We start from the raw sequence: 21,751 nt of genomic DNA on the forward strand, positions 1-21,751 counted from the left end.
GTAGTGGAAATCCTTTTGTAGAAATTGGATTTTCTGTAATCACTTCTAATCTTCTTCTACAAAAGATTGGAACGGATAGCCCGACCGAGCGATTTACATTAGCTGTGTTTGTATTTTTTGGTATTCTATGAAATAATATAAATGGAAGGCAAAGAGCGAGGGAACGCCCAAATAATTACAAAAAAAGCCCAACCGAAGTTGAGCTTGCATTATCCAAAATAAAATGAATCGCGATCATTTAGAAAATTGAAATGTTTTCGTTTTCATTTTTTCTCTTGAAATTTATTTATTTCTATAAATAATTTCAATCTTTAAAAACTTTCAGCATTGCTATTTTCTTTTCTTGACATGCTACGTTCTACGCCATAGGAATCAAGCACATTTGTAAACTTCTTTGAAGCATATTGTATTTCTCGATCAGAGTGAAATAGTATTCCTTTTTATCGGTCATTTTTTTATAGCCATACGCCATGCTTTTAAAATTATGAGCAATAGAATTGAGTTACGAAAGAAGTAAAAAGTTAAAAATTACAATAAATTCAAAGCATAGTTATTTAACTGTAAATAATCTACTTAATCGATATTTTAGGGTTCCAAAACCTAGATAGGGAATTAAACTTCTTAAAAAAAAGATAAAATATACATTACTTGAAATAATATTAGAAGTTTATCATTTCAAATTTAATAGCTTTACAGCTTAATATTATTCAATTGGATCAGAAATTATTAGAGCACATTTTAAATAAGGATTGGGAAAAGGCTTTTAAACTTCTTGTAAAAGATTATCATCAGAGAGTTTATTGGCAAATTCGTCGTATGGTTTTGATTCATGAAGACGCAGATGATATTGCTCAAAATGTTTTTATAAAAATCTATCAAAATTTGAATTCATTCAAAAATGAATCAAAATTATCGACATGGATTTTTAGGATTACTTATAACGAAACCATCAATTTTATTCATAAAAATGCTAAAGAACAAAATGTTTCGTTTGAAGATTATTCGATGAATATTGCAGATGATTTATCTACGGATGAGTATTTTACAGGTGATGAAATTGAGTTGAAACTACAAAAAGCGATTGCAAGTTTGCCAGAAAAGCAGCGCGTAGTATTTATGATGAAATATTATGATGAAATGAAATATGAACAAATTTCTGAAATTTCAGGAACATCTGTTGGTGCGCTAAAGGCGTCTTATCATCATGCAGTTACAAAAATTAAAGAATTTTTAGAGGATGAAGATTAAACCTTTTTAACTTTTTTTTGTCTTATGAATGATATGAAAGAAAATGGATTAAAAAATAATTTTAAGGTTCCAGAGAATTATTTTAAGAATTTAGAAGATGAAATTTATTTTAAAAGCTTAAAACAAAAGGAAAATTATACAACCCCTACTAATTATTTTGACGATTTAGAACAGTCAATTTTATCGAAAACTATTGATAAAAAAGAAACAAAAGTTGTACATTTCAATATTTGGTGGGCTGCTGCTTGTATATTGCTATTAGCATTGGTTGTAACTCCTTTTGTGATTAATTCTACAGAAAAATCTACAGAAGTTGTGGATACAAAAACAGAAAATCATGTTTACGAGAAGATCTATGATTCGTATATAGTGAGTGATCAAAACAAAAAATCGTCCAATGTAACATTAGACGATTCTGATTTTGCTTTATATGATTATTAAGAAATTCTAAATAATTTCTGCACTTAAACCTCGGTTCAATAATTCTGTGCATCGAGGTTTTAAATCTTCTAATTCACCCGTCAAGACTTCGCATTTACCTTTGTAGTGAATCAAAATAGAACATTGTTCCGCTTGCTCTGGCGTGTGTTCACAAACATCAATCAACGATTCGATTACCCAATCAAAAGTATTCACATCATCATTGTAAACAATAATTTGATATTTGTGTGATTCCTGTTCCAATACATCAACAGCCGAATCTTTTTCCGTTTCCCACATGGGTTGCGTTGCGTATTTTTTCATATCATTTTATTTTTTGAAATGTAGCGCAATCCACTCATTTCGTTGTTTTTTAGATACAAATTTCAAACCATTTTCTGTACAAAAAGCTAAGATATCATCAAAATCTTGCTCCATCAATCCACTTAAAAATAAATCACCATTTTCATTCAAAACATTGATGTAAGAAGGAATTTGACTGATTAAAATATTTTTGTTGATATTCGCTAAAATAATGTCAAACTGTTTGCTTCCCAAAAGTGAATTATCACCCATTTTGGCATCTAAACTAACACCATTTCGTTTTCCATTTTCGATAGAATTTTCCACAGCCCACTCGTCAATATCGATACATTCTGCATAATTTGCACCACGTTTCATTCCTAAAATTGCAAGAATTGACGTTCCACAGCCCATGTCCAAAATATCTTTTCCTGTAAATTCAGTTTCCAAGATATATTCTACCATCAAATGTGTTGTAGAGTGATGTCCAGTCCCAAAAGACATTTTTGGTTGAATGATAATTTCGTACGGAATATTTTCAACTGTTTCGTGAAATTCTGCACGAATCAAACATTGGTCATTCACTAAAATTGGCGTGAAATTTTCTTCCCAAGTTGCATTCCAATTTTGTTGTTCAATTTCTTGACGCGTATAAGAAAAATCAATATTCTCGATAGAATCAATCACTTCTTTTACTTGGTCAATATTTTCGTCAGTTTTTGGCATGTAAGCATCAAAACCTTCTTCGTTTTCAACAAAACTTTCAAAGGGTAGTTCAGAAATCATTGCAATAATAATTTCATTAAAAGGCTCTACTTCCGCAACTTTAAATTTATATTCGATATAATTTGTCATAAAAAAATGTAGAAAACATCAAATTGTTTTCCAGCGCAAATTTACGATTTTTATAATTAATGATAAAGGAGATTATTTATCAAATGGAAAGTCCTTCAAACCAACCATCATTTCACGTTTTCCTGGAGGCCCAGGACGTTTTTGTACAATATAGCCCAAATCTTTCAAACCTCTTTTTATGGTTCCTTTCGCTGCATAAGTGGTAAAAATGGCAGATTTTTTAGTTAAAGAATCAACAATTTCTAACAATTCTTTTTCCCATAATTCTGGTTGAACACGAGAACCAAATGCATCAAAATAAACTAAATCAAAATTATTTTCGTTGATATTTTTCAGATTGAAAAAATCTTCTTCCACTTTCTTAACTTCAAAATATGGAGAAATTTTATTCCAATTTTCCCAATTTGAATGAAATAATTGTTGATAATAATCTAAAAACTCTTCTTTTCGATGTTCAAATTCCGGATAAAGTTTGAAAACATTTTCGAAATAATTCACCAATTCAAATTCTTCATCAGAAACTGGAAATTTTTCAATTCCAACATATTGCACTGGAGTTTTATGTTTTTCAGCTTCCATCAAAGTAATGAAAGAATTAAGTCCCGTACCTAATCCAATTTCGATAATTTTTATAGGATTTTTTGTTTCTGTAAAATGATGAAATCCATTTTGTATAAATACATGAAAAGCCTCTTGTACAGCGCCGTGTTTAGAATGATAAGATTCATCCCAATCTTCAATATAGATAGTTTTAGATCCATCTTCCGTTTCTTGAATAATTCTTTTCATCGTCGAAAGTTATGATATTTATTATGAAAAAGTGCAAATAAAATGTACCTTTGATAAGCACAAACAAAATATATCATAAAATGATTATAGAAAAAATTGCTGAATCAAAATTTAACGATTCAGTTTTTAACTCTACTACTTTTGGGAAAGAGTTTACAGATCACATGTTGATCGCGCATTACAAAGATGGTAAATGGGATGAGCCAAAAATTGTTCCTTACGGACCAATTTCAATGACTCCAGCAGCGATGTCTTTCCATTATGGTCAAACAATTTTTGAAGGAATGAAAGCCTACAAAAATGATAACGAAGAAGTATTTATTTTCCGTCCAGAGAAAAACTTCGAGCGTTTTAATTTATCTGCGGCACGTCTTAATATGCCTCAAATTCCGAAAGAAATTTTTATTGATGGTTTAGAAGCGATTATTGATATCGATCGTCAATGGGTACCAAAAGATTACGGAACGTCATTATATATTCGTCCAGTAATGTTCGCAACAGAAGAAGCGGTTTCTGCAAGAGCATCTAACGAATATATTTTTGCAATTTTATTAGCTTATGCTCCTAATTATTACGACAAACCTTTATCAGTAAAAATTGCTGATTATTATAGTCGTTCAGCTCAGGGAGGTGTTGGTTTTGCAAAATGTGGAGGAAACTACGCAGGATCTTTCTTTCCAACTTCTGAAGCTCAAAAAGATGGTTATGATCAAGTAATTTGGACAGATTCTATCGAGCATAAATACATTGAAGAAGCAGGAACAATGAATGTGATGGTACGTATCGGAAATAAAATTTTAACAGCGCCAACGTCTGAGCGTATTTTGAACGGAGTAACACGTGATTCTGTTTTAACTTTAGCAAAAGATAGTGGATATGAAGTAGAAGTACGTCCTGTAGAAGTACAAGAATTGTATGATGCTTACAAATCAGGAGAATTAAAAGAAGTATTTGGATGTGGAACTGCTGTTGTAATTACACAATACGATGCAGTTGGATTTGGTGAAGAGCGTGCTCAATTACCAACTTTAGCTGAAGAAGATTCTTTTGCATTACAATTGAAAAAGAAATTAAAAGATATTCAATACGGATTAGCAGAAGATCCTTATGGATGGAGAATTAAAATCGAAAAACAAGCTTAATTTTGTTTAAGTAAATTTTTTGAAAATATAAGCTGACAATTTGATTGTCAGCTTTTTTTGGCACGATATTTAATAATATGTTATACAAAGTACTATATTTGCAAAATGAATGGACTACAGAAATTTTTAATCATCTGTTCAGGGAGTAGTCTTGAACTCTTGAAAAAAACACCAACAGATATCAACAAACATGTTGGTATTGGAGGTGTCATATTATTTACAGGAATTTTGGCGGCTTTGTCTGCTGGATATGCGCTGAATACTGTTTTTGATAATATATATGCAGCAACAGGTTTTGGTTTGTTGTGGGGATTAATGATTTTTAATCTTGACCGATATATTGTCACATCAATGAAAAAGTCAGGTGGATTTTTTCGTCAGTTTTTTATTGCTTTGCCACGTATTTTGGTTGCAATTTTATTAGGTATTGTGATTTCGAAACCGTTAGAATTAAAAATTTTCGAGAAAGAAATTAACAAGCAATTAAATATTATTGTCAATCGAAATAAAACGGAATTACAAAAAGGAATTGATGCGCGTTATGCTGAATTGGGAACGCCTTTTTCGAATGAACGAAAAGAAATTTATGCAGAAATTGATAAATTAAGAAACGAGTATAATTCTGCTTCTATCGAATTGGAAAAAGAAGTTGTGGGTACACAAACTGAAACAACAACTGGACGCGAAGGTTATGGACCAAATGCAAAACGAAAAGCAGAATTGAAAAAACAAAAAGCTGCCGAAATCGAAACTTATATTCAACAATCTGCGCCTCGTTTAGCTGAAATTAATAAAGAATTAGATCGATTGAATGTTGCAAAAGAAAAAGAAATTGATGCGGCTAAACCAACCGAAGAGAATTACAATGGTTTTGCTGCACGTATGCAGGCTTTAGACGAATTGTCAGTTAATAATCCAATTTTAGGGACTGCAGCTATTTTTATAGCTCTTGTGTTTATCTCGTTAGAAACTGCGCCAGTTTTAGTGAAATTAATTGCACCAAAAGGACCTTATGATTTTCTCTTAGAAAAACATGAACATTCGTTCAAGATTTTTAGCAAAGAATCGATTCAGGTTATGGATATCAAATCTGAAAAACGTGTGAAACATGAGTTAGAAAAAGTATAAAATTGTAAAAAAGTAACTTCCGTTTGAAGTTACTTTTTTAATTTTGTAATAGATATGGAAACTTATAAAATAGAAATTTACGGAGAAGACGAAAACCAAATTCAACGAATGGAAGAGGTGATTGCTCCTATAAAAGATATACAGGATTATTTTTGGAAAATTCTTTGGGTTGATGGCGAAAGTGAAACAGATGAATATTCGGTTTTCGAATTGCAAGAAGTGATCGATCAACAAGACGGAATTTTTGTGGAATATGATCAGTTAGAAAGTTTATGTTACAAAATGGAACATGTAACAGAGGCGTTGATTATTGGAGATCGAAAAGAAAATAATTTACATGTAAATATTGAGGACGAAAATTTATATGACAATGAAGTCGTGTTTGAATTTGTGAAAGATTCGCATTGGCAAATTTTGACTTCGGATATAAATATTGTAGATACGTTCAAAGTTTTCTTTCCAAATAGTAAAATCATTGATTAAAATTGATTAACTTTAAATTAAATCTCTCATTATGAATACAGAAGAGTTAAAAAAGTTGACAATAGAAAAGATAAAAAAACTGGATGATAAAAATAGTATTGAGCAAATAAATAATTTACTTGATTTTGAATCTGAAAGTGGAATTTATACTTTAACTGACGAACAAATTGTTCGAGTTGAAGAAGCTAAAGATGAGTATAAAAATTCATCTATAATTAGTGAAAAAGTAGCCAATCAAGAAATTGAAAAATGGCTAAACGAAAAATAATTTGGACAAAAACAGCGAATCTTGAACGAAAAGAAATCTTAGAATATTGGATTTTAAGAAATAAATCAAAGAGATTTAGTATCAAATTAAATTATCTAATTCTTCAAACATTAGAAGTTTTGCGCGAAAATCCTACAATTGGTCGACGAACAAATATTGATAATGTGAGAGTAAAACTTATCAGAGAATATTTGTTATTGTATGAATTTACTGATGCTGAATTAATTATTTTGAGTATTTGGGATGCTCGCAGAAATATAAAATAAAAGCCTTTTTAGTGGCTTTTATTTTATATTTGATTCAATTTCTGAAAAATTTGTAAGGTTTCTTTTGCTTCTTTTACATCGTGAACACGCAAAATTTTTGCACCTTTTTGTAACGCAACCATATTTAGTACAGAAGTTCCGTTTAAAGCTTCTTGCGGAGTTGTTTCGAACAAATTATAAATCATCGATTTTCGCGAAATTCCGACTAATAAAGGAAAACCTTCAAAACCTAAAGCTTCCATTTTACTGAATAATTCGTAATTATGATCCAATGTTTTTGCAAAACCAAAACCAGGATCTAAAATAATATCATTCACTTTAGCAGCTTTTAATTGTGCAATTTTCTGCGAAAAATATTCGTTTACTTCCAATGTAATATCTGCATATTCAGGATTATTTTGCATCGTTTTCGGTGTTCCTTTCATGTGCATCAAAATGTACGGAACTCGAAGTTCTTTTATTGCATCAAACATGTTTTCGTCCAATTCCCAACCCGAAACATCATTTATAATAGCAGCGCCAGCTTTTACAGCTTCGCGTGCCACATTTCCTCGAAAAGTATCAATCGAAATAATCAATTCTGGATATTCTTCAATAATTTTTTCGATAATTGGTGCAGTTCTATCAATTTCTTCTTGCTCCGAAATATTTTCTGCTCCAGGTTTTGTAGAATAACCACCAATATCAATCATATCAGCACCTTCGGACAAATGTTTTTCAACTTTTTCTAAAATCAAATTCATCGATTGATTACTGCCTCCATCATAAAAAGAGTTTGGCGTTGTATTCAAAATTCCCATAATTTTAGGCTCGTTCAAATCAATCAAACGACCATTACAATTAATTGTCATATCTTAGAAGTTCTTTAAGCAATTTCAATTATTTTTGAAATCGAAACGAAATTATGAAAAATACCTCAATTCAATTTAAAGAAATCATCTCTGTTTGTCGAGATTTATATACAAAAAAATTACAAGATTACGGTCCGGCTTGGCGTGTATTGCGTTTACCGTCGTTGACAGATCAAATTTTTATCAAGGTAAATCGCATTCGTACGTTGCAAGAAGCGACGGAGCGTTTGGTTGATGAAGACGAAGAAGGAGAATTTGTGGCGATTGTAAATTATTCGATTATGGCATTGATTCAGCTAGAACTTGGTTTCGCAGATCAGCCAGATTTAACAGATGAACAAGCGATCGATTTTTATGATAAATACGCAACAATTGCGCACGATTTGATGATGAAAAAAAATCATGATTACGGTGAAGCTTGGCGAGATATGCGTATTAGCTCGATCACAGATTTAATTTATCAGAAAGTTTTGCGAACAAAAAGTATCGAAGATAATAAAGGAAAAACGATTGTTTCAGAAGGTTTGGATGCAAATTATTTGGATATGATTAATTATTCGATTTTCGCCATGATTTTAATTAACGAAAAGAAAACTTCATGAGTTATTTGGTACAATTTGCTCGAATTATAGTTGGTGTCATTTTTATAATTTCTGGATTTGTAAAAAATGTAGATCCAATTGGATTAAGTTTCAAATTAGAAGAATATTTTTCGCCAACAGTTCTTAATATTCCATTTTTAGAAAGTTTGAGTTTGCCTTTGGCAACATTTTTCTCCATTTTTGAAATTGTTTTAGGCGTTTTATTATTGCTTGGCGTTTGGAAAAGATTTACAACAATAGCTTTATTGTTAACGATTATTTTCTTCACATTTTTGACATTTTATTCAGCTTATTTCAATAAAGTAACCGATTGTGGATGTTTTGGTGATGCGCTAAAACTAGAACCTTGGACATCATTTTACAAAGATGTTGTGCTTTTGGTGTTGATCATTATTTTAGTGATAGGTCAAAAATATATTAAACCATTATTCGTTGAAAAAGCGAATTATGCAATCAATTTTATCACGATTTTAGGTTCTGTAATTATTGCCTATATCGGAATTAATCATTTACCAATCATAGATTTTAGACCTTACGCAGTTGGAAAAAATTTGATTGAAGGAATGAAATCTCCGCAAGAATTAGGTTTGAAACCAACAACATATAAAACGATTTACACCATGAAAAATAGTGTAGATGGAAAAGTTGTAGAAATTGACGATGCGCAATATATTGCGGATGATAAGTGGTACAAACACGGAACTCCTTGGGTGATTGAAGCGGATAAAACCCGTACAATTGTGGAGAAAAAAGGGTACGAACCACCAATTCACGATTTTAATTTTGATTGCAATGGTGTTGATAAAACTTCTGAAATTTTGAATGCGCCAAAAGCGATTGTTTTTGTCATTCCTTTTGTTGAAAAAGTAAACGAGAAACAAATTGCGAAATTGAATACTTTAGGAAAAGAAGCGAAAGCAAAAGGTTTTGTTGTGACAGCGGTTTCGAACAATCCTGTTAAAGGTTTAGAATTGGAGAATTGTTTTATGGATCAAACGACAATGAAAACAATTATTCGTTCAAATCCAGGAGTGATGATTTTAGAAAAAGGAACGGTAAAAGCGAAATATCATGACAATGATTTTCCTTCAATTAATCAATTAGAAGAATTATTTTAAAAAGTGATTAATTATATTTTAAATAAAATTTTCTACGGATTTCTAACACTTTTTGGTGTAGTGACTGTAGTTTTTCTATTGTTTTCGGTACTTCCTGGAGATCCTGCACGTATGATGCTCGATCAAAAAGAAGATCCTGAACAATTGGCTCAAATTCGTAAAAACTTAGGTTTAGATCAACCTTTGTGGAAACAATATGCTTTTTATATAAATGATTTGTCGCCGATTTCATTTCATAATATTGACGAAAACAATACAACATATACTTCATTAAGTTCTGATAAATACAATTACACAAAATTGATGGATTTCGGAACGAATGAAATGGTTTTGAAAACACCTTATTTGCGCGAATCTTTTCAGAAACAAGGAAAAAGTGTAAGCACAATTATTGGTGAAACGCTACCAAATACGATGGTTTTAGCAATTGCGGCCATTATTATTGCGACGATAATTGGCGTTGCGTTGGGAATTGTTTCCGCTTTGATGAAAGATACTTGGATTGACAGAGTTTTGTTAGTGGTGACGAGTTTTGGGATGAGTATTCCGTCTTTCTTTTCGGCGATTATCATTGCCTATATTTTTGCGTTTTTGATGCATGATATTACAGGACTGAATATGATTGGAAGTCTCTATGAAGTGGATGATTTGGGAGAAGGAAAACATTTGATGTTGAAAAATCTTATTCTTCCAGCGATTACATTAGGATCTCGTCCGTTAGCCGTTTTTACGCAATTAACACGAAATTCGTTGTTAGAAGTTTTGAACCAAGATTATATTCGAACAGCTTTTGCAAAAGGACTTTCAAGAAAAACGGTGATTACAAAACATGCATTACGAAATGCGCTGAATCCTGTTGTTACAGCAATTTCTGGTTGGTTCGCTTCGATGTTGGCAGGTTCTGTTTTTGTGGAATTTGTTTTTGGCTGGAATGGTTTAGGAAAAGAAATCGTAAATGCACTAAATACATTAGATTTACCAATTGTGATGGGAGCTGTCTTAGTGATTGCTGTGATGTTTATTGTGATTAATATTTTGGTTGATATTCTTTACGGAATTTTAGATCCTCGCGTTCGCATAAAATAAATCAGGTATAATTTCGCGATAAATAATTATCTTGCAGTAAATATTAAAACCAAAATCAAATAAAATACACTTTTTTATGCGTGATAGAATAGTAGCAGGAAACTGGAAAATGAACTTAAATTATGAAGAAGCAATTCATTTAGCAACAAATCTTAATGCTTGGGTGGCAGATAATCATCCAATAGCACAAGTTATAATTGCGCCTTCTTCTATTTATTTACAAACATTGTTAGAAGCTGTAGATGAGCAATATGTTAAGATTTCTTCGCAAGATATTTCTGCTCACGAGAAAGGGGCGTATACAGGAGATATTTCGGCAGAACAATTGGATAGTATCGGATTAGATTTCGCTATTATCGGACATTCTGAGCGTAGAGAATATCAAGGAGAAACAGATATTGTAATTGCTGAGAAATTAAAACAAGCTTTTAAATATCAAATTAATCCAATTCTTTGTGTGGGAGAAAAATTAGAAGAACGCGAAGCTGAGAAACATTTTGAAGTTGTAAAAACTCAAATCATGGATGCTTTAGTTGCTCAAAAACCAGAAGATCTTTCTCGTTTGATTATTGCTTACGAACCAGTTTGGGCAATTGGAACTGGAAAAACAGCTACACCAGAGCAAGCGCAAGAAATTCATGCATTTATTCGTAAAGTTTTGAATGATGAATTTGGTGTAGAAGTCGCGAATGATACAAGTATTTTGTACGGAGGAAGTGTAAATGCACAGAATGCGAACGAAATTTTTACTCAACCAGATATTGATGGCAGTCTTGTTGGTGGCGCTTCATTAAAATATGATGATTTTGTGCAGATAATTGCTGCATGTAAATAAAGTTAATGACTCAATCGAAAGATTGAGTTTTTTTATTTATTTTTTCAAACTCTCTATTCATCAGTGTTATAATAGGTTTTTTGTCTGATTTAAGAAAATTATAACATTTCTTAAGATTAATTAAGAGTTTTCGGAACAGTGTCTGCAAAGTTCTAAATGTACTAACTATTTAAAAAGTATCATTTTTAAACAAAACACATTTATTATGAAAAAATTGACGCAAGTATTAGGAGTCGTAGCAATAGGGTTAGTTTCTTTCTCTTTTACTACAAAAAATGAAATAAAAGTTCCTACAACAGAAATTACAAATAAAGTTGTAGAAGATGCACCAAAAGTTGTTATTTTAGATATTGTAGATAATATTGCAGCAGATTCAGGAGCTAATATTGCAACTGAATTCAAAACAAAGTTAGAATCATTGAATAAAGAAAATGTTCAGGTTCTTTTATGGAAAGATTTAACGAAAGGATTAAAAGATGAAGAGAAAAGATCAATCATCGATAGTTTAAAACCTGAGTTAATCATGACATTAAATTTTGAAAAAACTGATGATAATACAAATAAAGTTGCCGCAGTTGTTTTTAAACAAAATGTTGCATTTAACGAAACAGTTAAAGTAGCAAAAGAGTTAACAGAAAACTTAAATTCAACAGCTGTTAAAAATGACGGAGTTTATCAAAACGAATCAAATTATATTCAAGATAATGCTGCACCATCAATTTTCTTAAGCGTAAAAGTGAAGAATGAACCAACTTCTAACGCAGAAATTGTTGATAAACTTTCTAATTTCATCGAAACAGCGAAAGTTGAAGATAGCACAACTCCAGTTGAAATAACATCAGAAGTAGTAGTAGATTCAGCGGCAGCTACGGTAGACTCAGCTACAACAACAATAGAAGCGGCGGTACAAGATGTAAAAGCAGCTACGAAAGATGCAAAAACAAAAGTAAAAAAATCTAAAAAATAGAATCCGTTTTTTCGAATATTTCATTTTTATTAATGAAGAAAAAGTAACATTTTGTAATGAAATGTTACTTTTTTTTGTTTTTAATTACAGATAACTTAAGTTTGCTCAAACACTTCCAATTCAATGTCAAAACAAGGTTATATCGCGCGTTATTTCAATATTGTTCGTAAATTATCACAACAAAAATATTGTTCTTATGAAGATTTAGAGCGTTTTTTGGAAAGAGAATTTGAAATGCTTCAACTTAATGATGATACATTAGAGTTTAATTTCTCTAAACGTACATTACAGCGCGATATTCAAGAAATCAGAAATATATTGGGAATTGATATAATGTATAGTCGCAGTCAGCGTGGATATTATATTATTCAAGACGATTATAGCTCTGATTTATTTCTGAAAACTTTAGAAGAAATTAATAGTTTTTCTGCTTTGAAATTGACAAATTCGCTCGAATCTATTGTGTATTTGGAAAAAAGAAAGCCAAAACGCGCCGAATTTTTACCAGATATTGTACAAGCAATTCAAGGAAAAAAGAAAATTGAATTTCATTATCAAAAATTTGGAGAGGAAAAAGAAACGATTCGTAAAGTTTCTCCAATTGCAATTAGAGAGCACAATAACCGATGGTATTTGATTGCGGATGATAAAGGAATTGTCAAAAATTTTGGTTTGGAACGAATGAATAAAGTTTTGATTCTTAGAGATAAAATTGATGATAATATCGAGTTTAATTACAATGATAAGTACAAATATTCGTTCGGGATTATTGTTCCAAGTTCAGAAAAACCAGAAAAAATAGTGCTTTCTGTGACCAAAAAACAAGCGGCCTATTTAGAATCTTTGCCTTTGCACGAATCCCAACAAATTTTAGAAACTAAAAACGATGAAGTTTTAATTGGTTTAGAACTATTTTTGACCGAAGATTTTATCAGCGAAATTCTTTCTATGAGTCGTTCAGTTACAATTATCGAACCTAAAAAATTGAAAGAAAAAGTCAAAACAATTTTGAAAGAAACGTTAGAGAAATATAATTAGCGAGTTTCGAATTTCGAAACTCGCTTTATTTTTTTTACATTTCTTCAAATTCTAAATCGAAATTCATTCCTAAAATAGCTTTACCAGTAACTTTTTCTCCATTTTCAGGATTGATTAAGCCAGCCATTTTTCCAGTTTTTTGTTTGGTTAACAAATCCAAAATTTGTTTATCAGTTAATTTTTTACCCATAAACTCGAACGGAATTTTGAATCCACATGCTGCAAAGTTTGCACAACCATAAGCGGCTTTTCCTTTGACTAATTTATGTGTTTTACATTTTGGACAAGTTGCATCTTCCAGATTAATTTCTTCTTTTGGTTTACGTTCCTTTTTAGGTTTTTCAGCTATTTGAACTGAATTCTGATGAGAAGCGATTGGTCTGAAGTAACTATTTTTTACATCAAATGTTAGTTTCGAAACCATTTCAATCAATTCTTGCTTAAATTGTTCTAATTCGTATTCACCTTTTTCAATCAAACGAAGTTTTCGTTCCCAAACACCAGTCAATTCAGGAGATTTTAATAATTCATCTTGAATGGTATCAATCAAATCAATACCAGTTTGTGTGGCGATAATATTACGTTTTTTCTTTTCTATGTATTTTCTACGAAACAAGGTTTCGATAATATTTGCACGCGTAGAAGGTCGACCAATTCCATTTTCTTTCATCAATTCGCGCATTTCTTCATCATCCACTTGTCGTCCAGCAGTTTCCATTCCGCGCAATAGAGTCGCTTCTGTATAATGTTTTGGCGGAGTTGTTTTTCCTTTGTGAATAAATGGTTCGTGAGGACCTTTTTCACCAATCTCAAAAATCGGCATTATTTTTTCCTCATCTTTTTCGTCTTCCTTTTTATCTTTTGCATAGACTTCACGCCAGCCTATTTCGAGAATTTGTTTTCCCGTAGCTTTAAAATTTATCGCAGAAAGTAGTCCATCTTTTCCTGTATTTTCAACTTTTCCTTCGACAGTTGTGTTGGCAACTTTACATTCTGGATAAAAAACAGCAATAAAACGTCGCGCAACCAAATCATAGATACGTTTTTCTTCGTTCGATAAACCTTGTGGAAAGATTTCTGTCGGAATAATAGCGTGGTGATCGGTTACTTTTGTATTATCAAAAACTGCTTTTGACATCGGAATTGGTTGTGTCATCAAAGGAGCAATCAAATTTTGATAAGCGGTTAATTTATTTAAAATTCCAGGAACTTTAGGGTGAATATCTTCCGAAAGATAAGTGGTATCAACACGAGGATAGGTCACAAATTTTTTCTCGTAAAGACTTTGTATATATTTTAAGGTATTTTCTGCCGAAAACGCATATTTTTTATTCGCTTCTACTTGTAAAGCAGTTAAATCGAATAGGCGAGGATTTTTTTCACGACCCTCTTTTACTTCGAAATCAATGATTTCAAACTCTCGATTTTTGATGAAATCTAAACCTTGTTTGGCTTTTTCTTCAGATTTTAAACGAGGTATTGTCGCATTAAACTCTACTTCTTTGAAAATCGTTTTCAATTCCCAATATTCCTCAATAATAAACGCATTGATTTCTTTTTGACGCTGTACAATCATTGCTAATGTAGGTGTTTGCACACGACCAATAGAAAGAACTGTTTTTGGCGGCGCAAATTTTTTGGTAAATAATCGTGTAGCGTTCATTCCTAGTAACCAATCGCCAATTGCACGCGCTTGTCCTGCAGAAAAAAGATTGAAATATTTTTCTCCATCTTTCAAATTATCAAAACCTTCTTTAATTGCTTCTTCTGTCAACGAAGAAATCCATAAACGCTTCATTGGCGCTTTAGCACGCGCTTTAAGTAAAACCCAACGTTGTATCAATTCTCCTTCCTGTCCAGCATCGCCACAGTTTATAATCTCGTCGACTTGATCGTTCGTGACTAATTTTTCGATGATATGAAATTGTTTCGAGACACCTTTATCTGCAATTAATTTAATTCCGAAACTTTGCGGAATCATTGGCAAATAATTAAGATCCCAGCTTTTCCACTCGGGTGTATAATCTTGCGGTTCTTTTAATGTACACAAGTGTCCGAAAGTCCAAGTGACCTGAAATCCATTTCCTTCATAGTATCCATCGTGCTTTTGATTCGCACCAATTACTTTGGCGATATCTTTAGCAACACTAGGTTTTTCGGCAATACAAACTTTCATAGCATTTATAATTATTGAAGTGCAAAAGTCAAAATAATAATTTAATTCTTAAAAAAAAATATAAATATGTATAATTATTGAATAAATTTGCGATAGGTTATTTTTTGTGGGAAGGCTGATTTTAATAAAATTATACATTGTTTAATATTAGATATATTGTTTTGATTATTTTTTAATTGTCAAATCAGTAAAAAATTCTATTGATTTCAAGTAGATTGAAAATTTAATATGATAACAACGTAAAAAATTTAGAAGAATTAAAAAATTTTCACTTAATTTACACCCACATTAATAAAAATCATAATATTTAAAAGAATTAGTAAATGGAAAAGAATGTAACAGTACCAGCTAAAACTAAAAAGGGAGGTCTTAACCCTGTGATTACTATGATCATTTTAATTGCAATCGCAATGGGGATCTTCAAGTTTGTATTTGGAGCAGAAGGTAATTTCGAAGGAGGAGATGTAGAAAAAGGTAATCCTTTAAACTTTTTAGGAATTATTCATAAAGGAGGGGTGATTATTCCATTCTTAATGTCTTTCTTCTTTATGGTAATCGTTTTCTCAATTGACCGTGTTATCGCTTTAAACAAAGCAAAAGGAACTGGATCTGCTGAGAAGTTTGTAAATGACATTCGTGCTTTATTAAACAAAAATGAAGTTAACAAAGCAATCGAATTATGTGACAAACAAAAAGGAGCTGTAGGTAACGTAGTTAAAGAAGGTTTAACAACTTACAAAGCTTTAGAAAACGACACAACGTTAAACAAAGAGCAAAAATTAGCTCAATTAGGTAAAACGTTAGAAGAAGCGACTACATTAGAAATGCCAACATTAGAGAAAAACATGACTATTATCTCTACAATTGCTTCTGTAGGTACGTTAATTGCCTTAATGGGTACAGTAATCGGTATGATTAAAGCATTCTTCGCATTAGGTGAAGGAGGAGGATCTCCAGATGCAGCTCAATTATCAGTAGGTATTGCCGAAGCCTTAATTAATACAGGTATGGGTATTGGTGCTTCTGCATTCGCTATTATTATGTATGCTTTCTTAACTTCTAAAATTGATGATTTAACATTCAAAATTGACGAAGTAGGAATGAGTATCCAACAATCTTTCTCTGCTCACAATTAATATTCAATTGACGAAGCCTTAGAAGGATAGTATAAGGACAAAATCAAACAACAAACAATTTAGAATATTAATTAATAATACAGAGAAAATGGCAAGAGTAAAACCAAAAAGAAGAGGTCCTTCGATGGACTTAACAGCTATGTCTGACATGGCTTGGCTTTTGTTAACTTTCTTTATTTTGACATCTAACTTTAGAGAACCTGAAGTTGTTCCTGTCGTAACACCAACATCTGTTTCGAACCAAAAAATGGCTGCTGAAAACATGATGATCATTAAAATTGATGGTGAAGGTAAGTTCTTATTCGGATTAGAAGAAAAAGATCGTATTCCTACATTAGAAAGAATGGGTGATAAGTACGGAGTAAAGTTTACAGATGCTGAAAAGAATGCATTCAAAAGCATAGTAGAGTTTGGTGTACCAATGAAAGAGATGAGAAATTATTTGAATCAGTCTACTGATAAACAACAATCATATCATCCTGGTATTCCATTAGATACGATACCGAACAAAAATCAAGAATTAATTGATTGGGTATTTGAAGCAAAAGAAGTGAACCCAGATATTTTCTTGGCAATTAAAGGGGATCAAAAATCTGAATATATTCAATTCAAGAATTTGATTCAACAATTGCAAATGAAAAATATGAATAAGTTCCAGTTAATTACATCTCAAGAATAATTATTAAGAAATTAGAAAATGGCACAAATAGAAAGTCACGATGACGGTGGCGGAAAGAAAGTCCGTTCCAAAAAGAATTCGACGAAAGTCGATATGGCTCCTTTGGTTGATTTAGGTTTCTTATTAATTACTTTCTTTATGTTTGCGGCGACATCGATCAAACCAAATGTAATGAACTTGAATATGCCTCCAAAAATTGACAAATTAGATCCAACTGATAAACCAGAAATAAAATTGAATAATTCTATATCAATTTTAATTGGAAAGGATAATAAGTTATTTTGGCATCAACAAGATCAGGCAGGATTAAACGGAGGAACTCTAAATGAAACTGACTACTCTAAAATTCGTGATGTTATTACAGCAGCACAAGGTAGAGCAGATAAAGATAAGTTTACTGTAATTATCAAACCTATGGATGATGCTACGTATGATAATTTAGTAACTATCTTAGATGAAATGGAAATTACAAAGTCTACTCGTTACGGAATCGTACCTGTTGCACCTTTTGAACAAAAAGTGTTCGACGAAAAAGTAGGTAAATAATTAGTTTAATTGTTAAATTTAAAAGAATTAAAATGTCAGAAAATAACAACAAACTAAAATCCTTAGACGAGATTGTATTTGAAGGTAGAAATAAAGCGTATGGAGCTTATGACATGAGAATGTCTGAGAAGAGTACATTATTGAAAGCTTTCATTCGTGGATTTATAGTAATTGCGATTTTAGCTTTTGGTCTTATTGCTTCTGCAACAGGTTTGTTTGAAAGTAAAAAGTCAGAAGACGTAGTCGTAGATGTTCAGCTTGAGGATTTGAATATTCCTGAGCCTCCAAAAGAGGAAGAAGTGGTTGAACCAGAGCCACCAAAGCCAGAGCCAGAACAAAGATATCAAGAAGAAACAGCTCAGGTTAGAGTGGTTATGCCAGAACCTAAAGCTCAGCCTAAAAAAGAAGAGCCTATTGTCGAAGTAAAGGAAATGGCCGATAAAGATTTAGGTTTAGTAGATAGAGAAGGGCCAAAATCAACAACACAAACTGGAGGTGCTAATGAAGTAAATACTAAAAAAGAAGCACCAAAGGATACACCAAGTACTCCTAATCCAGGGAAAGGTACAGAACCTGCAGCTCCATCTACAGTAACTGCTCGTACAGCGGCTGTAATGGCGGTATATCCTGGTTGTGAGAAAGATGCTGCAAAAGGTAAACAAGCTGCAACAGACTGTTTATCTAAAAAGTTATCACAAGATTTACAAGACGAGTTGCAAGATTTTGCGAATGACGCTGCTGGTCAAGGTTTATCTGGTGTAGTAGCTGCTAAACTTTCTTTCCAAATTGACACTGAAGGTAGAATCGTTGGAATTTCTCCAATGGGTGATGCTAAGTTAGGTCCTGAAGCTAAAAAAGCTTTAGAGCGTATTACACAACGTCAACAAAAAAGAGGGAAAACGATCAAACCTGCTCAAACAGAAGATGGTCGTGCTGCGAAGTTGAATTTCAACATTCCAGTTAAAATGCAAATTGAGTAAGACTTAATTTCATATATAAAAAAAGAGGCTAAAATTAATTAGCCTCTTTTTTTGTGTTTAATTTTTAGAACATATCTTTATGTTTTGCAGGTTTTAATTATCAGTTTTGATAAAATTAAAAAGCATCTTCAATTGTATGAAGATGCTTTTTCGATTATAAGAGTTTATTCTTAATTTAAAACGTAAAATCTTTTAATAAACTTGTATATCGTTCAATTCCATGTTCTATTTCGGATAAATAAATATATTCGTCTGGTGTATGAGAACGAGCAGAATCTCCAGGTCCCATTTTTACCGTTTCGAAATTCATCATTGCTTGATCCGACATTGTTGGCGAACCATATGTTGTACAACCTAATTCGATTCCTTTTTGTACAATTGGATGATTTTCTGAAATACGTGAAGAATTTAAACGCAACGAACGTGCTTTAATTTCTGCTTTTGGTAAACAACTCGAAATAATATCAACGACTTCTTGATTTGAGTACAATTCGTTTACACGACAATCTACAACCAAACGACATTCATCTGGCACAACATTGTGTTGCTTTCCTGCTTCAATTTGTGTAACCGTCATTTTAACTGGTCCTAACATATCCGAAACTCTTTCGAATTGATACGTTTTGAACCAATTCATCACATCAATCGCTTCGTAAATTGCATTTACACCTTCGTTTCTTGCAGCATGTCCAGTTTTTCCTTTTACAATTACGTCCATTACAACCAAACCACGTTCTGCAATTGCCATGTCCATTTGCGTAGGTTCTCCTACAATTCCCAAATCGATTTTTGGTAAATTAGGTAAAATACTTGCAACATTTAATTGCCCTGAACTTTCTTCTTCAGCTGTGATTGCGACAATTAGATTAAATGGTAAATCATCATTCAAAAAATTGATATAAGTGGCTAATAAACTTACCGCAGAAGCTCCTGCATCGTTACTTCCTAAACCTACTAATTTATCACCTTCGATTGTAGCTTTTAATGGATCATATGTCCAAGAAGAGCCAAATTTTACAGTGTCGTGATGAGAGTTTAATAAAATTGTTTTTTTGTTCTCATCAAAATTTGGATGAATACTCCAAACATTGTTATTCTGACGATGAGCCGTAGCACCATGATCAGTTAAAAACTTGAAAATAATATCGGCCGTTTTATCTTCTTCGCTCGAAAAAGATTGAGTTTCGATTAATTGACACAACAAATCGACAGCTTTCTTTTTGAGAACAGTTAATTCTAACATAAAATTGTTTTAATCTCTGAGTTAATGTTGCGCGCGTGCACCAAACATACATTTTTTACACCCGCATTGATTACTTTGAATGAATTGTCTAATTTTGGAATCATTCCTTCGAAAATTACACCTTCTTCTTTTAACTGCAAATATAAAGTTTCGTTAATTTTTGGAATCAATGTTGTGTCATCATTTACATCACGAAGTACGCCAATTCTATCAAAACAGAAATTTAATTCTACTTCATTTTCTTGTGACATAGCAACCGCAATTGTAGAGGCAATAGTATCTGCATTAGTATTCAACAATTGTCCATTTCCATCATGTGTAATCGCACAAACTACTGGTGTGATATTGTTATCAATTAATAATTGAAATAATTCTTTGTTGACACTTTCATGATTCAAATCTCCAACAAAACCATAATCAATAGTTTTTACAGGACGCTTAGAACCTTTGATTGCATTACCATCTGCACCAGATAATCCTAATGCATTGCATCCAAATTCTTGTAATTTAGAAACGATAGATTTGTTCAAATTTCCAGCATATAATCCTGTGACAACATCCAATGTTGGTTTGTCTGTAATGCGACGACCTTCGATCATTTTTGGTTCGATTCCCAATTGATTTAACATCTTCGAAGCACCTTTTCCTCCTCCATGAACCAAAATTTTAGGTTCTTTAATTTCGGAAAACGTTTGTAGGAATTGTTCTAAGTCTTGCTCGTTATCGATAATTCCGCCTCCTATTTTAATAATTTTCAACATTTTAATAAATATGTAAATTTTGTTTGCTTTTTTTTGGTGATACAAAAATATAATATTTAACTTTGCATCTCAGTATAATAACTGAATATCTTGTTGATTAATGGAAGAAATTACTGAAATTGTTCTTCTCAATTATGAGAGTAGCTTTCGCAATGAAAGCACACCTTTTGGTTCTCATATTTTACTTAAGTGTGATGACAAAAGGTCATCTTTTCTCAATTCCTCTTTATTAATCGACTTTCCCTTAAATTATGTATGTTAGAATAGCAAATGCAGATGATGCCAAGTACACAGAATTGTTGTGCGAATGGTACGAAGAATCAGCTCGTATGAGAAAAACGGGTATTGCTAAACGAAATCCAGTTTATCTTGAACGCAAAATGCGTAATGGAAATGCTGTGATTGCTTTTGATGATGATGATCAAATAGCAGGGTTTAGCTACATAGAAACGTACGAAGAAGAAAAATTCGTCGTAAACTCAGGTTTAATTGTTCGTACAGATTTAAGGAGTTCAGGAATTGGACGCGAAATAAAACACGCTGTTTTTGAATTGTCACGTACAAAATTCCCGAAATCAAAAATCTTTAGTATTACAACTTCTTTAGCTGTAATGCGTATGAACACAAAATTAGGATACAAGCCAGTAACATTTTCGGAATTAACACAATCGGATGAATTTTGGAATGGATGTAAAAGTTGTAAAAACTATCACATCTTGATGGAAAATGATCGTGAGCGTTGTATTTGTACAGGATTGGTTTATGATAACCTTGATGACGAGTACGCTAAGCGCGCATTGGCAAATCAATCAAAAAAAGAAGATGAATAAA

General features: G+C 32.0%; 25 protein-coding genes. 18 read left to right on the forward strand and 7 right to left on the reverse strand.

Annotation, left to right across the window (positions count from 1 at the left end; all coding sequences use genetic code 11):
* Window positions 1-711: 711 nt before the first annotated feature.
* Window positions 712-1,248 carry an RNA polymerase sigma factor gene (locus tag B3R94_RS04560; RefSeq protein WP_291098967.1) on the forward strand — a complete coding sequence of 179 codons (537 nt, stop codon included), beginning with the start codon at window positions 712-714 and terminating at the stop codon, window positions 1,246-1,248.
* Window positions 1,249-1,272: 24 nt separating this feature from the next.
* Window positions 1,273-1,689 (forward strand): hypothetical protein, encoded by a 417-nt coding sequence (locus B3R94_RS04565; protein ID WP_125350307.1) that lies wholly within the window; start codon window positions 1,273-1,275, stop codon window positions 1,687-1,689.
* A gap of 6 nt (window positions 1,690-1,695) precedes the next feature.
* Here B3R94_RS04565 and B3R94_RS04570 read toward each other — a convergent pair whose 3' ends face one another.
* The 3 genes from B3R94_RS04570 to mnmD form a co-directional block, all read right to left on the reverse strand.
* Window positions 1,696-1,992: an ATP-dependent Clp protease adaptor ClpS gene (locus tag B3R94_RS04570; protein ID WP_221854601.1), complete on the reverse strand. Its 297-nt coding sequence runs from the start codon at window positions 1,990-1,992 to the stop codon at window positions 1,696-1,698.
* 6 nt (window positions 1,993-1,998) lie between these two features.
* Complete coding sequence (gene prmA, locus B3R94_RS04575; RefSeq protein WP_038336885.1) at window positions 1,999-2,826, reverse strand: 50S ribosomal protein L11 methyltransferase; 828 nt, start codon at window positions 2,824-2,826, stop codon at window positions 1,999-2,001.
* 72 nt (window positions 2,827-2,898) lie between these two features.
* Window positions 2,899-3,615 carry a tRNA (5-methylaminomethyl-2-thiouridine)(34)-methyltransferase MnmD gene (gene mnmD / locus B3R94_RS04580; protein ID WP_291098971.1) on the reverse strand — a complete coding sequence of 239 codons (717 nt, stop codon included), beginning with the start codon at window positions 3,613-3,615 and terminating at the stop codon, window positions 2,899-2,901.
* An 80-nt stretch (window positions 3,616-3,695) separates the two neighbouring features.
* Between mnmD and B3R94_RS04585 the strand changes: the two genes are divergently transcribed.
* The 5 genes from B3R94_RS04585 (at window position 3,696) to B3R94_RS04605 (ending at window position 6,902) form a co-directional block, all read left to right on the forward strand.
* On the forward strand, window positions 3,696-4,757 hold the full coding sequence (locus B3R94_RS04585; protein ID WP_280038161.1) for a branched-chain amino acid aminotransferase: 1,062 nt from the start codon (window positions 3,696-3,698) through the stop codon (window positions 4,755-4,757).
* Window positions 4,758-4,862: 105 nt separating this feature from the next.
* Complete coding sequence (locus B3R94_RS04590) at window positions 4,863-5,885, forward strand: DUF4407 domain-containing protein (protein ID WP_125350303.1); 1,023 nt, start codon at window positions 4,863-4,865, stop codon at window positions 5,883-5,885.
* A 54-nt stretch (window positions 5,886-5,939) separates the two neighbouring features.
* A complete protein-coding gene (locus B3R94_RS04595) occupies window positions 5,940-6,368 on the forward strand; it encodes a hypothetical protein (RefSeq protein ID WP_125350302.1) in 429 nt (142 codons plus the stop codon).
* 31 nt (window positions 6,369-6,399) lie between these two features.
* Window positions 6,400-6,636: a hypothetical protein gene (locus B3R94_RS04600; protein ID WP_280050105.1), complete on the forward strand. Its 237-nt coding sequence runs from the start codon at window positions 6,400-6,402 to the stop codon at window positions 6,634-6,636.
* The gene (locus B3R94_RS04605) at window positions 6,618-6,902 is read left to right on the forward strand and encodes a type II toxin-antitoxin system RelE/ParE family toxin (protein WP_280051637.1); all 285 of its coding nucleotides are present in this window, start codon (window positions 6,618-6,620) and stop codon (window positions 6,900-6,902) included. Before B3R94_RS04600 ends, B3R94_RS04605 begins: the two co-directional genes overlap by 19 nt.
* 23 nt (window positions 6,903-6,925) lie before the next feature.
* Here B3R94_RS04605 and folP read toward each other — a convergent pair whose 3' ends face one another.
* Window positions 6,926-7,753, reverse strand: a complete 828-nt coding sequence (gene folP, locus B3R94_RS04610) for a dihydropteroate synthase (RefSeq protein ID WP_286475847.1) — start codon at window positions 7,751-7,753, stop codon at window positions 6,926-6,928.
* 53 nt (window positions 7,754-7,806) lie between these two features.
* Here folP and B3R94_RS04615 point away from each other — a divergent pair, with 53 nt between their 5' ends.
* The 6 genes from B3R94_RS04615 to B3R94_RS04640 all read left to right on the forward strand — a co-directional run bounded on the left by B3R94_RS04615 (window position 7,807) and on the right by B3R94_RS04640 (window position 13,399).
* A complete protein-coding gene (locus B3R94_RS04615; RefSeq protein ID WP_291098974.1) occupies window positions 7,807-8,355 on the forward strand; it encodes a DUF1599 domain-containing protein in 549 nt (182 codons plus the stop codon).
* Complete coding sequence (locus tag B3R94_RS04620) at window positions 8,352-9,473, forward strand: BT_3928 family protein (protein WP_291098977.1); 1,122 nt, start codon at window positions 8,352-8,354, stop codon at window positions 9,471-9,473. Before B3R94_RS04615 ends, B3R94_RS04620 begins: the two co-directional genes overlap by 4 nt.
* A gap of 3 nt (window positions 9,474-9,476) precedes the next feature.
* Complete coding sequence (locus B3R94_RS04625) at window positions 9,477-10,559, forward strand: ABC transporter permease (protein ID WP_114999077.1); 1,083 nt, start codon at window positions 9,477-9,479, stop codon at window positions 10,557-10,559.
* Window positions 10,560-10,635: 76 nt separating this feature from the next.
* Window positions 10,636-11,394 carry a triose-phosphate isomerase gene (gene tpiA, locus B3R94_RS04630; RefSeq protein WP_291098980.1) on the forward strand — a complete coding sequence of 253 codons (759 nt, stop codon included), beginning with the start codon at window positions 10,636-10,638 and terminating at the stop codon, window positions 11,392-11,394.
* A gap of 205 nt (window positions 11,395-11,599) precedes the next feature.
* Complete coding sequence (locus B3R94_RS04635; protein WP_291098983.1) at window positions 11,600-12,361, forward strand: hypothetical protein; 762 nt, start codon at window positions 11,600-11,602, stop codon at window positions 12,359-12,361.
* 123 nt (window positions 12,362-12,484) lie between these two features.
* On the forward strand, window positions 12,485-13,399 hold the full coding sequence (locus B3R94_RS04640; protein ID WP_038336869.1) for a helix-turn-helix transcriptional regulator: 915 nt from the start codon (window positions 12,485-12,487) through the stop codon (window positions 13,397-13,399).
* Window positions 13,400-13,433: 34 nt separating this feature from the next.
* Here the strand turns inward: B3R94_RS04640 and B3R94_RS04645 are convergent, their stop codons facing one another.
* The gene (locus B3R94_RS04645; RefSeq protein WP_038336868.1) at window positions 13,434-15,575 is read right to left on the reverse strand and encodes a type IA DNA topoisomerase; all 2,142 of its coding nucleotides are present in this window, start codon (window positions 15,573-15,575) and stop codon (window positions 13,434-13,436) included.
* 323 nt (window positions 15,576-15,898) lie between these two features.
* Between B3R94_RS04645 and B3R94_RS04650 the strand changes: the two genes are divergently transcribed.
* From B3R94_RS04650 to B3R94_RS04665, 4 genes are all read left to right on the forward strand, one after another.
* The gene (locus B3R94_RS04650; protein WP_038336866.1) at window positions 15,899-16,711 is read left to right on the forward strand and encodes a MotA/TolQ/ExbB proton channel family protein; all 813 of its coding nucleotides are present in this window, start codon (window positions 15,899-15,901) and stop codon (window positions 16,709-16,711) included.
* An 88-nt stretch (window positions 16,712-16,799) separates the two neighbouring features.
* Entirely contained in the window at window positions 16,800-17,390 is a 591-nt protein-coding gene (locus B3R94_RS04655; RefSeq protein WP_280037740.1) for a biopolymer transporter ExbD, read from the forward strand.
* Window positions 17,391-17,408: 18 nt separating this feature from the next.
* Entirely contained in the window at window positions 17,409-17,936 is a 528-nt protein-coding gene (locus tag B3R94_RS04660; protein ID WP_038336863.1) for an ExbD/TolR family protein, read from the forward strand.
* 32 nt (window positions 17,937-17,968) lie between these two features.
* Window positions 17,969-18,916, forward strand: coding sequence for a hypothetical protein (locus B3R94_RS04665; RefSeq protein ID WP_038336862.1), 948 nt, complete (start codon window positions 17,969-17,971; stop codon window positions 18,914-18,916).
* 175 nt (window positions 18,917-19,091) lie between these two features.
* Here the strand turns inward: B3R94_RS04665 and B3R94_RS04670 are convergent, their stop codons facing one another.
* Both B3R94_RS04670 and argB read right to left on the reverse strand, forming a co-directional pair.
* Entirely contained in the window at window positions 19,092-20,159 is a 1,068-nt protein-coding gene (locus B3R94_RS04670; RefSeq protein ID WP_125350296.1) for a M20 family metallo-hydrolase, read from the reverse strand.
* On the reverse strand, window positions 20,153-20,920 hold the full coding sequence (argB, locus tag B3R94_RS04675) for an acetylglutamate kinase (RefSeq protein ID WP_280051627.1): 768 nt from the start codon (window positions 20,918-20,920) through the stop codon (window positions 20,153-20,155). Before argB ends, B3R94_RS04670 begins: the two co-directional genes overlap by 7 nt.
* A gap of 251 nt (window positions 20,921-21,171) precedes the next feature.
* On the opposite strand from argB, the gene B3R94_RS04680 reads away from it, so the two are divergent.
* Complete coding sequence (locus tag B3R94_RS04680; RefSeq protein ID WP_038336858.1) at window positions 21,172-21,750, forward strand: GNAT family N-acetyltransferase; 579 nt, start codon at window positions 21,172-21,174, stop codon at window positions 21,748-21,750.
* Window position 21,751: the final 1 nt, after the last annotated feature.

The organism is Empedobacter sp. UBA7611 (assembly GCF_002484365.1).
In the GTDB taxonomy this organism is placed as follows: domain Bacteria; phylum Bacteroidota; class Bacteroidia; order Flavobacteriales; family Weeksellaceae; genus Empedobacter; species Empedobacter falsenii_B.

What these genes read in the sequence shown, in the direction of transcription:
- B3R94_RS04565 (WP_125350307.1), top strand. Translation starts at nt 1,273, where the DNA reads ATGAATGATATGAAAGAAAATGGATTAAAAAATAATTTTAAGGTTCCA.
- B3R94_RS04570 (WP_221854601.1), bottom strand. Translation starts at nt 1,992, where the DNA reads ATGAAAAAATACGCAACGCAACCCATGTGGGAAACGGAAAAAGATTCG.
- prmA (WP_038336885.1), bottom strand. Translation starts at nt 2,826, where the DNA reads ATGACAAATTATATCGAATATAAATTTAAAGTTGCGGAAGTAGAGCCT.
- mnmD (WP_291098971.1), bottom strand. Translation starts at nt 3,615, where the DNA reads ATGAAAAGAATTATTCAAGAAACGGAAGATGGATCTAAAACTATCTAT.
- B3R94_RS04585 (WP_280038161.1), top strand. Translation starts at nt 3,696, where the DNA reads ATGATTATAGAAAAAATTGCTGAATCAAAATTTAACGATTCAGTTTTT.
- B3R94_RS04590 (WP_125350303.1), top strand. Translation starts at nt 4,863, where the DNA reads ATGAATGGACTACAGAAATTTTTAATCATCTGTTCAGGGAGTAGTCTT.
- B3R94_RS04595 (WP_125350302.1), top strand. Translation starts at nt 5,940, where the DNA reads ATGGAAACTTATAAAATAGAAATTTACGGAGAAGACGAAAACCAAATT.
- B3R94_RS04600 (WP_280050105.1), top strand. Translation starts at nt 6,400, where the DNA reads ATGAATACAGAAGAGTTAAAAAAGTTGACAATAGAAAAGATAAAAAAA.
- B3R94_RS04605 (WP_280051637.1), top strand. Translation starts at nt 6,618, where the DNA reads ATGGCTAAACGAAAAATAATTTGGACAAAAACAGCGAATCTTGAACGA.
- folP (WP_286475847.1), bottom strand. Translation starts at nt 7,753, where the DNA reads ATGACAATTAATTGTAATGGTCGTTTGATTGATTTGAACGAGCCTAAA.
- B3R94_RS04615 (WP_291098974.1), top strand. Translation starts at nt 7,807, where the DNA reads ATGAAAAATACCTCAATTCAATTTAAAGAAATCATCTCTGTTTGTCGA.
- B3R94_RS04620 (WP_291098977.1), top strand. Translation starts at nt 8,352, where the DNA reads ATGAGTTATTTGGTACAATTTGCTCGAATTATAGTTGGTGTCATTTTT.
- tpiA (WP_291098980.1), top strand. Translation starts at nt 10,636, where the DNA reads ATGCGTGATAGAATAGTAGCAGGAAACTGGAAAATGAACTTAAATTAT.
- B3R94_RS04635 (WP_291098983.1), top strand. Translation starts at nt 11,600, where the DNA reads ATGAAAAAATTGACGCAAGTATTAGGAGTCGTAGCAATAGGGTTAGTT.
- B3R94_RS04640 (WP_038336869.1), top strand. Translation starts at nt 12,485, where the DNA reads ATGTCAAAACAAGGTTATATCGCGCGTTATTTCAATATTGTTCGTAAA.
- B3R94_RS04645 (WP_038336868.1), bottom strand. Translation starts at nt 15,575, where the DNA reads ATGAAAGTTTGTATTGCCGAAAAACCTAGTGTTGCTAAAGATATCGCC.
- B3R94_RS04650 (WP_038336866.1), top strand. Translation starts at nt 15,899, where the DNA reads ATGGAAAAGAATGTAACAGTACCAGCTAAAACTAAAAAGGGAGGTCTT.
- B3R94_RS04655 (WP_280037740.1), top strand. Translation starts at nt 16,800, where the DNA reads ATGGCAAGAGTAAAACCAAAAAGAAGAGGTCCTTCGATGGACTTAACA.
- B3R94_RS04660 (WP_038336863.1), top strand. Translation starts at nt 17,409, where the DNA reads ATGGCACAAATAGAAAGTCACGATGACGGTGGCGGAAAGAAAGTCCGT.
- B3R94_RS04665 (WP_038336862.1), top strand. Translation starts at nt 17,969, where the DNA reads ATGTCAGAAAATAACAACAAACTAAAATCCTTAGACGAGATTGTATTT.
- B3R94_RS04670 (WP_125350296.1), bottom strand. Translation starts at nt 20,159, where the DNA reads ATGTTAGAATTAACTGTTCTCAAAAAGAAAGCTGTCGATTTGTTGTGT.
- argB (WP_280051627.1), bottom strand. Translation starts at nt 20,920, where the DNA reads ATGTTGAAAATTATTAAAATAGGAGGCGGAATTATCGATAACGAGCAA.
- B3R94_RS04680 (WP_038336858.1), top strand. Translation starts at nt 21,172, where the DNA reads ATGTATGTTAGAATAGCAAATGCAGATGATGCCAAGTACACAGAATTG.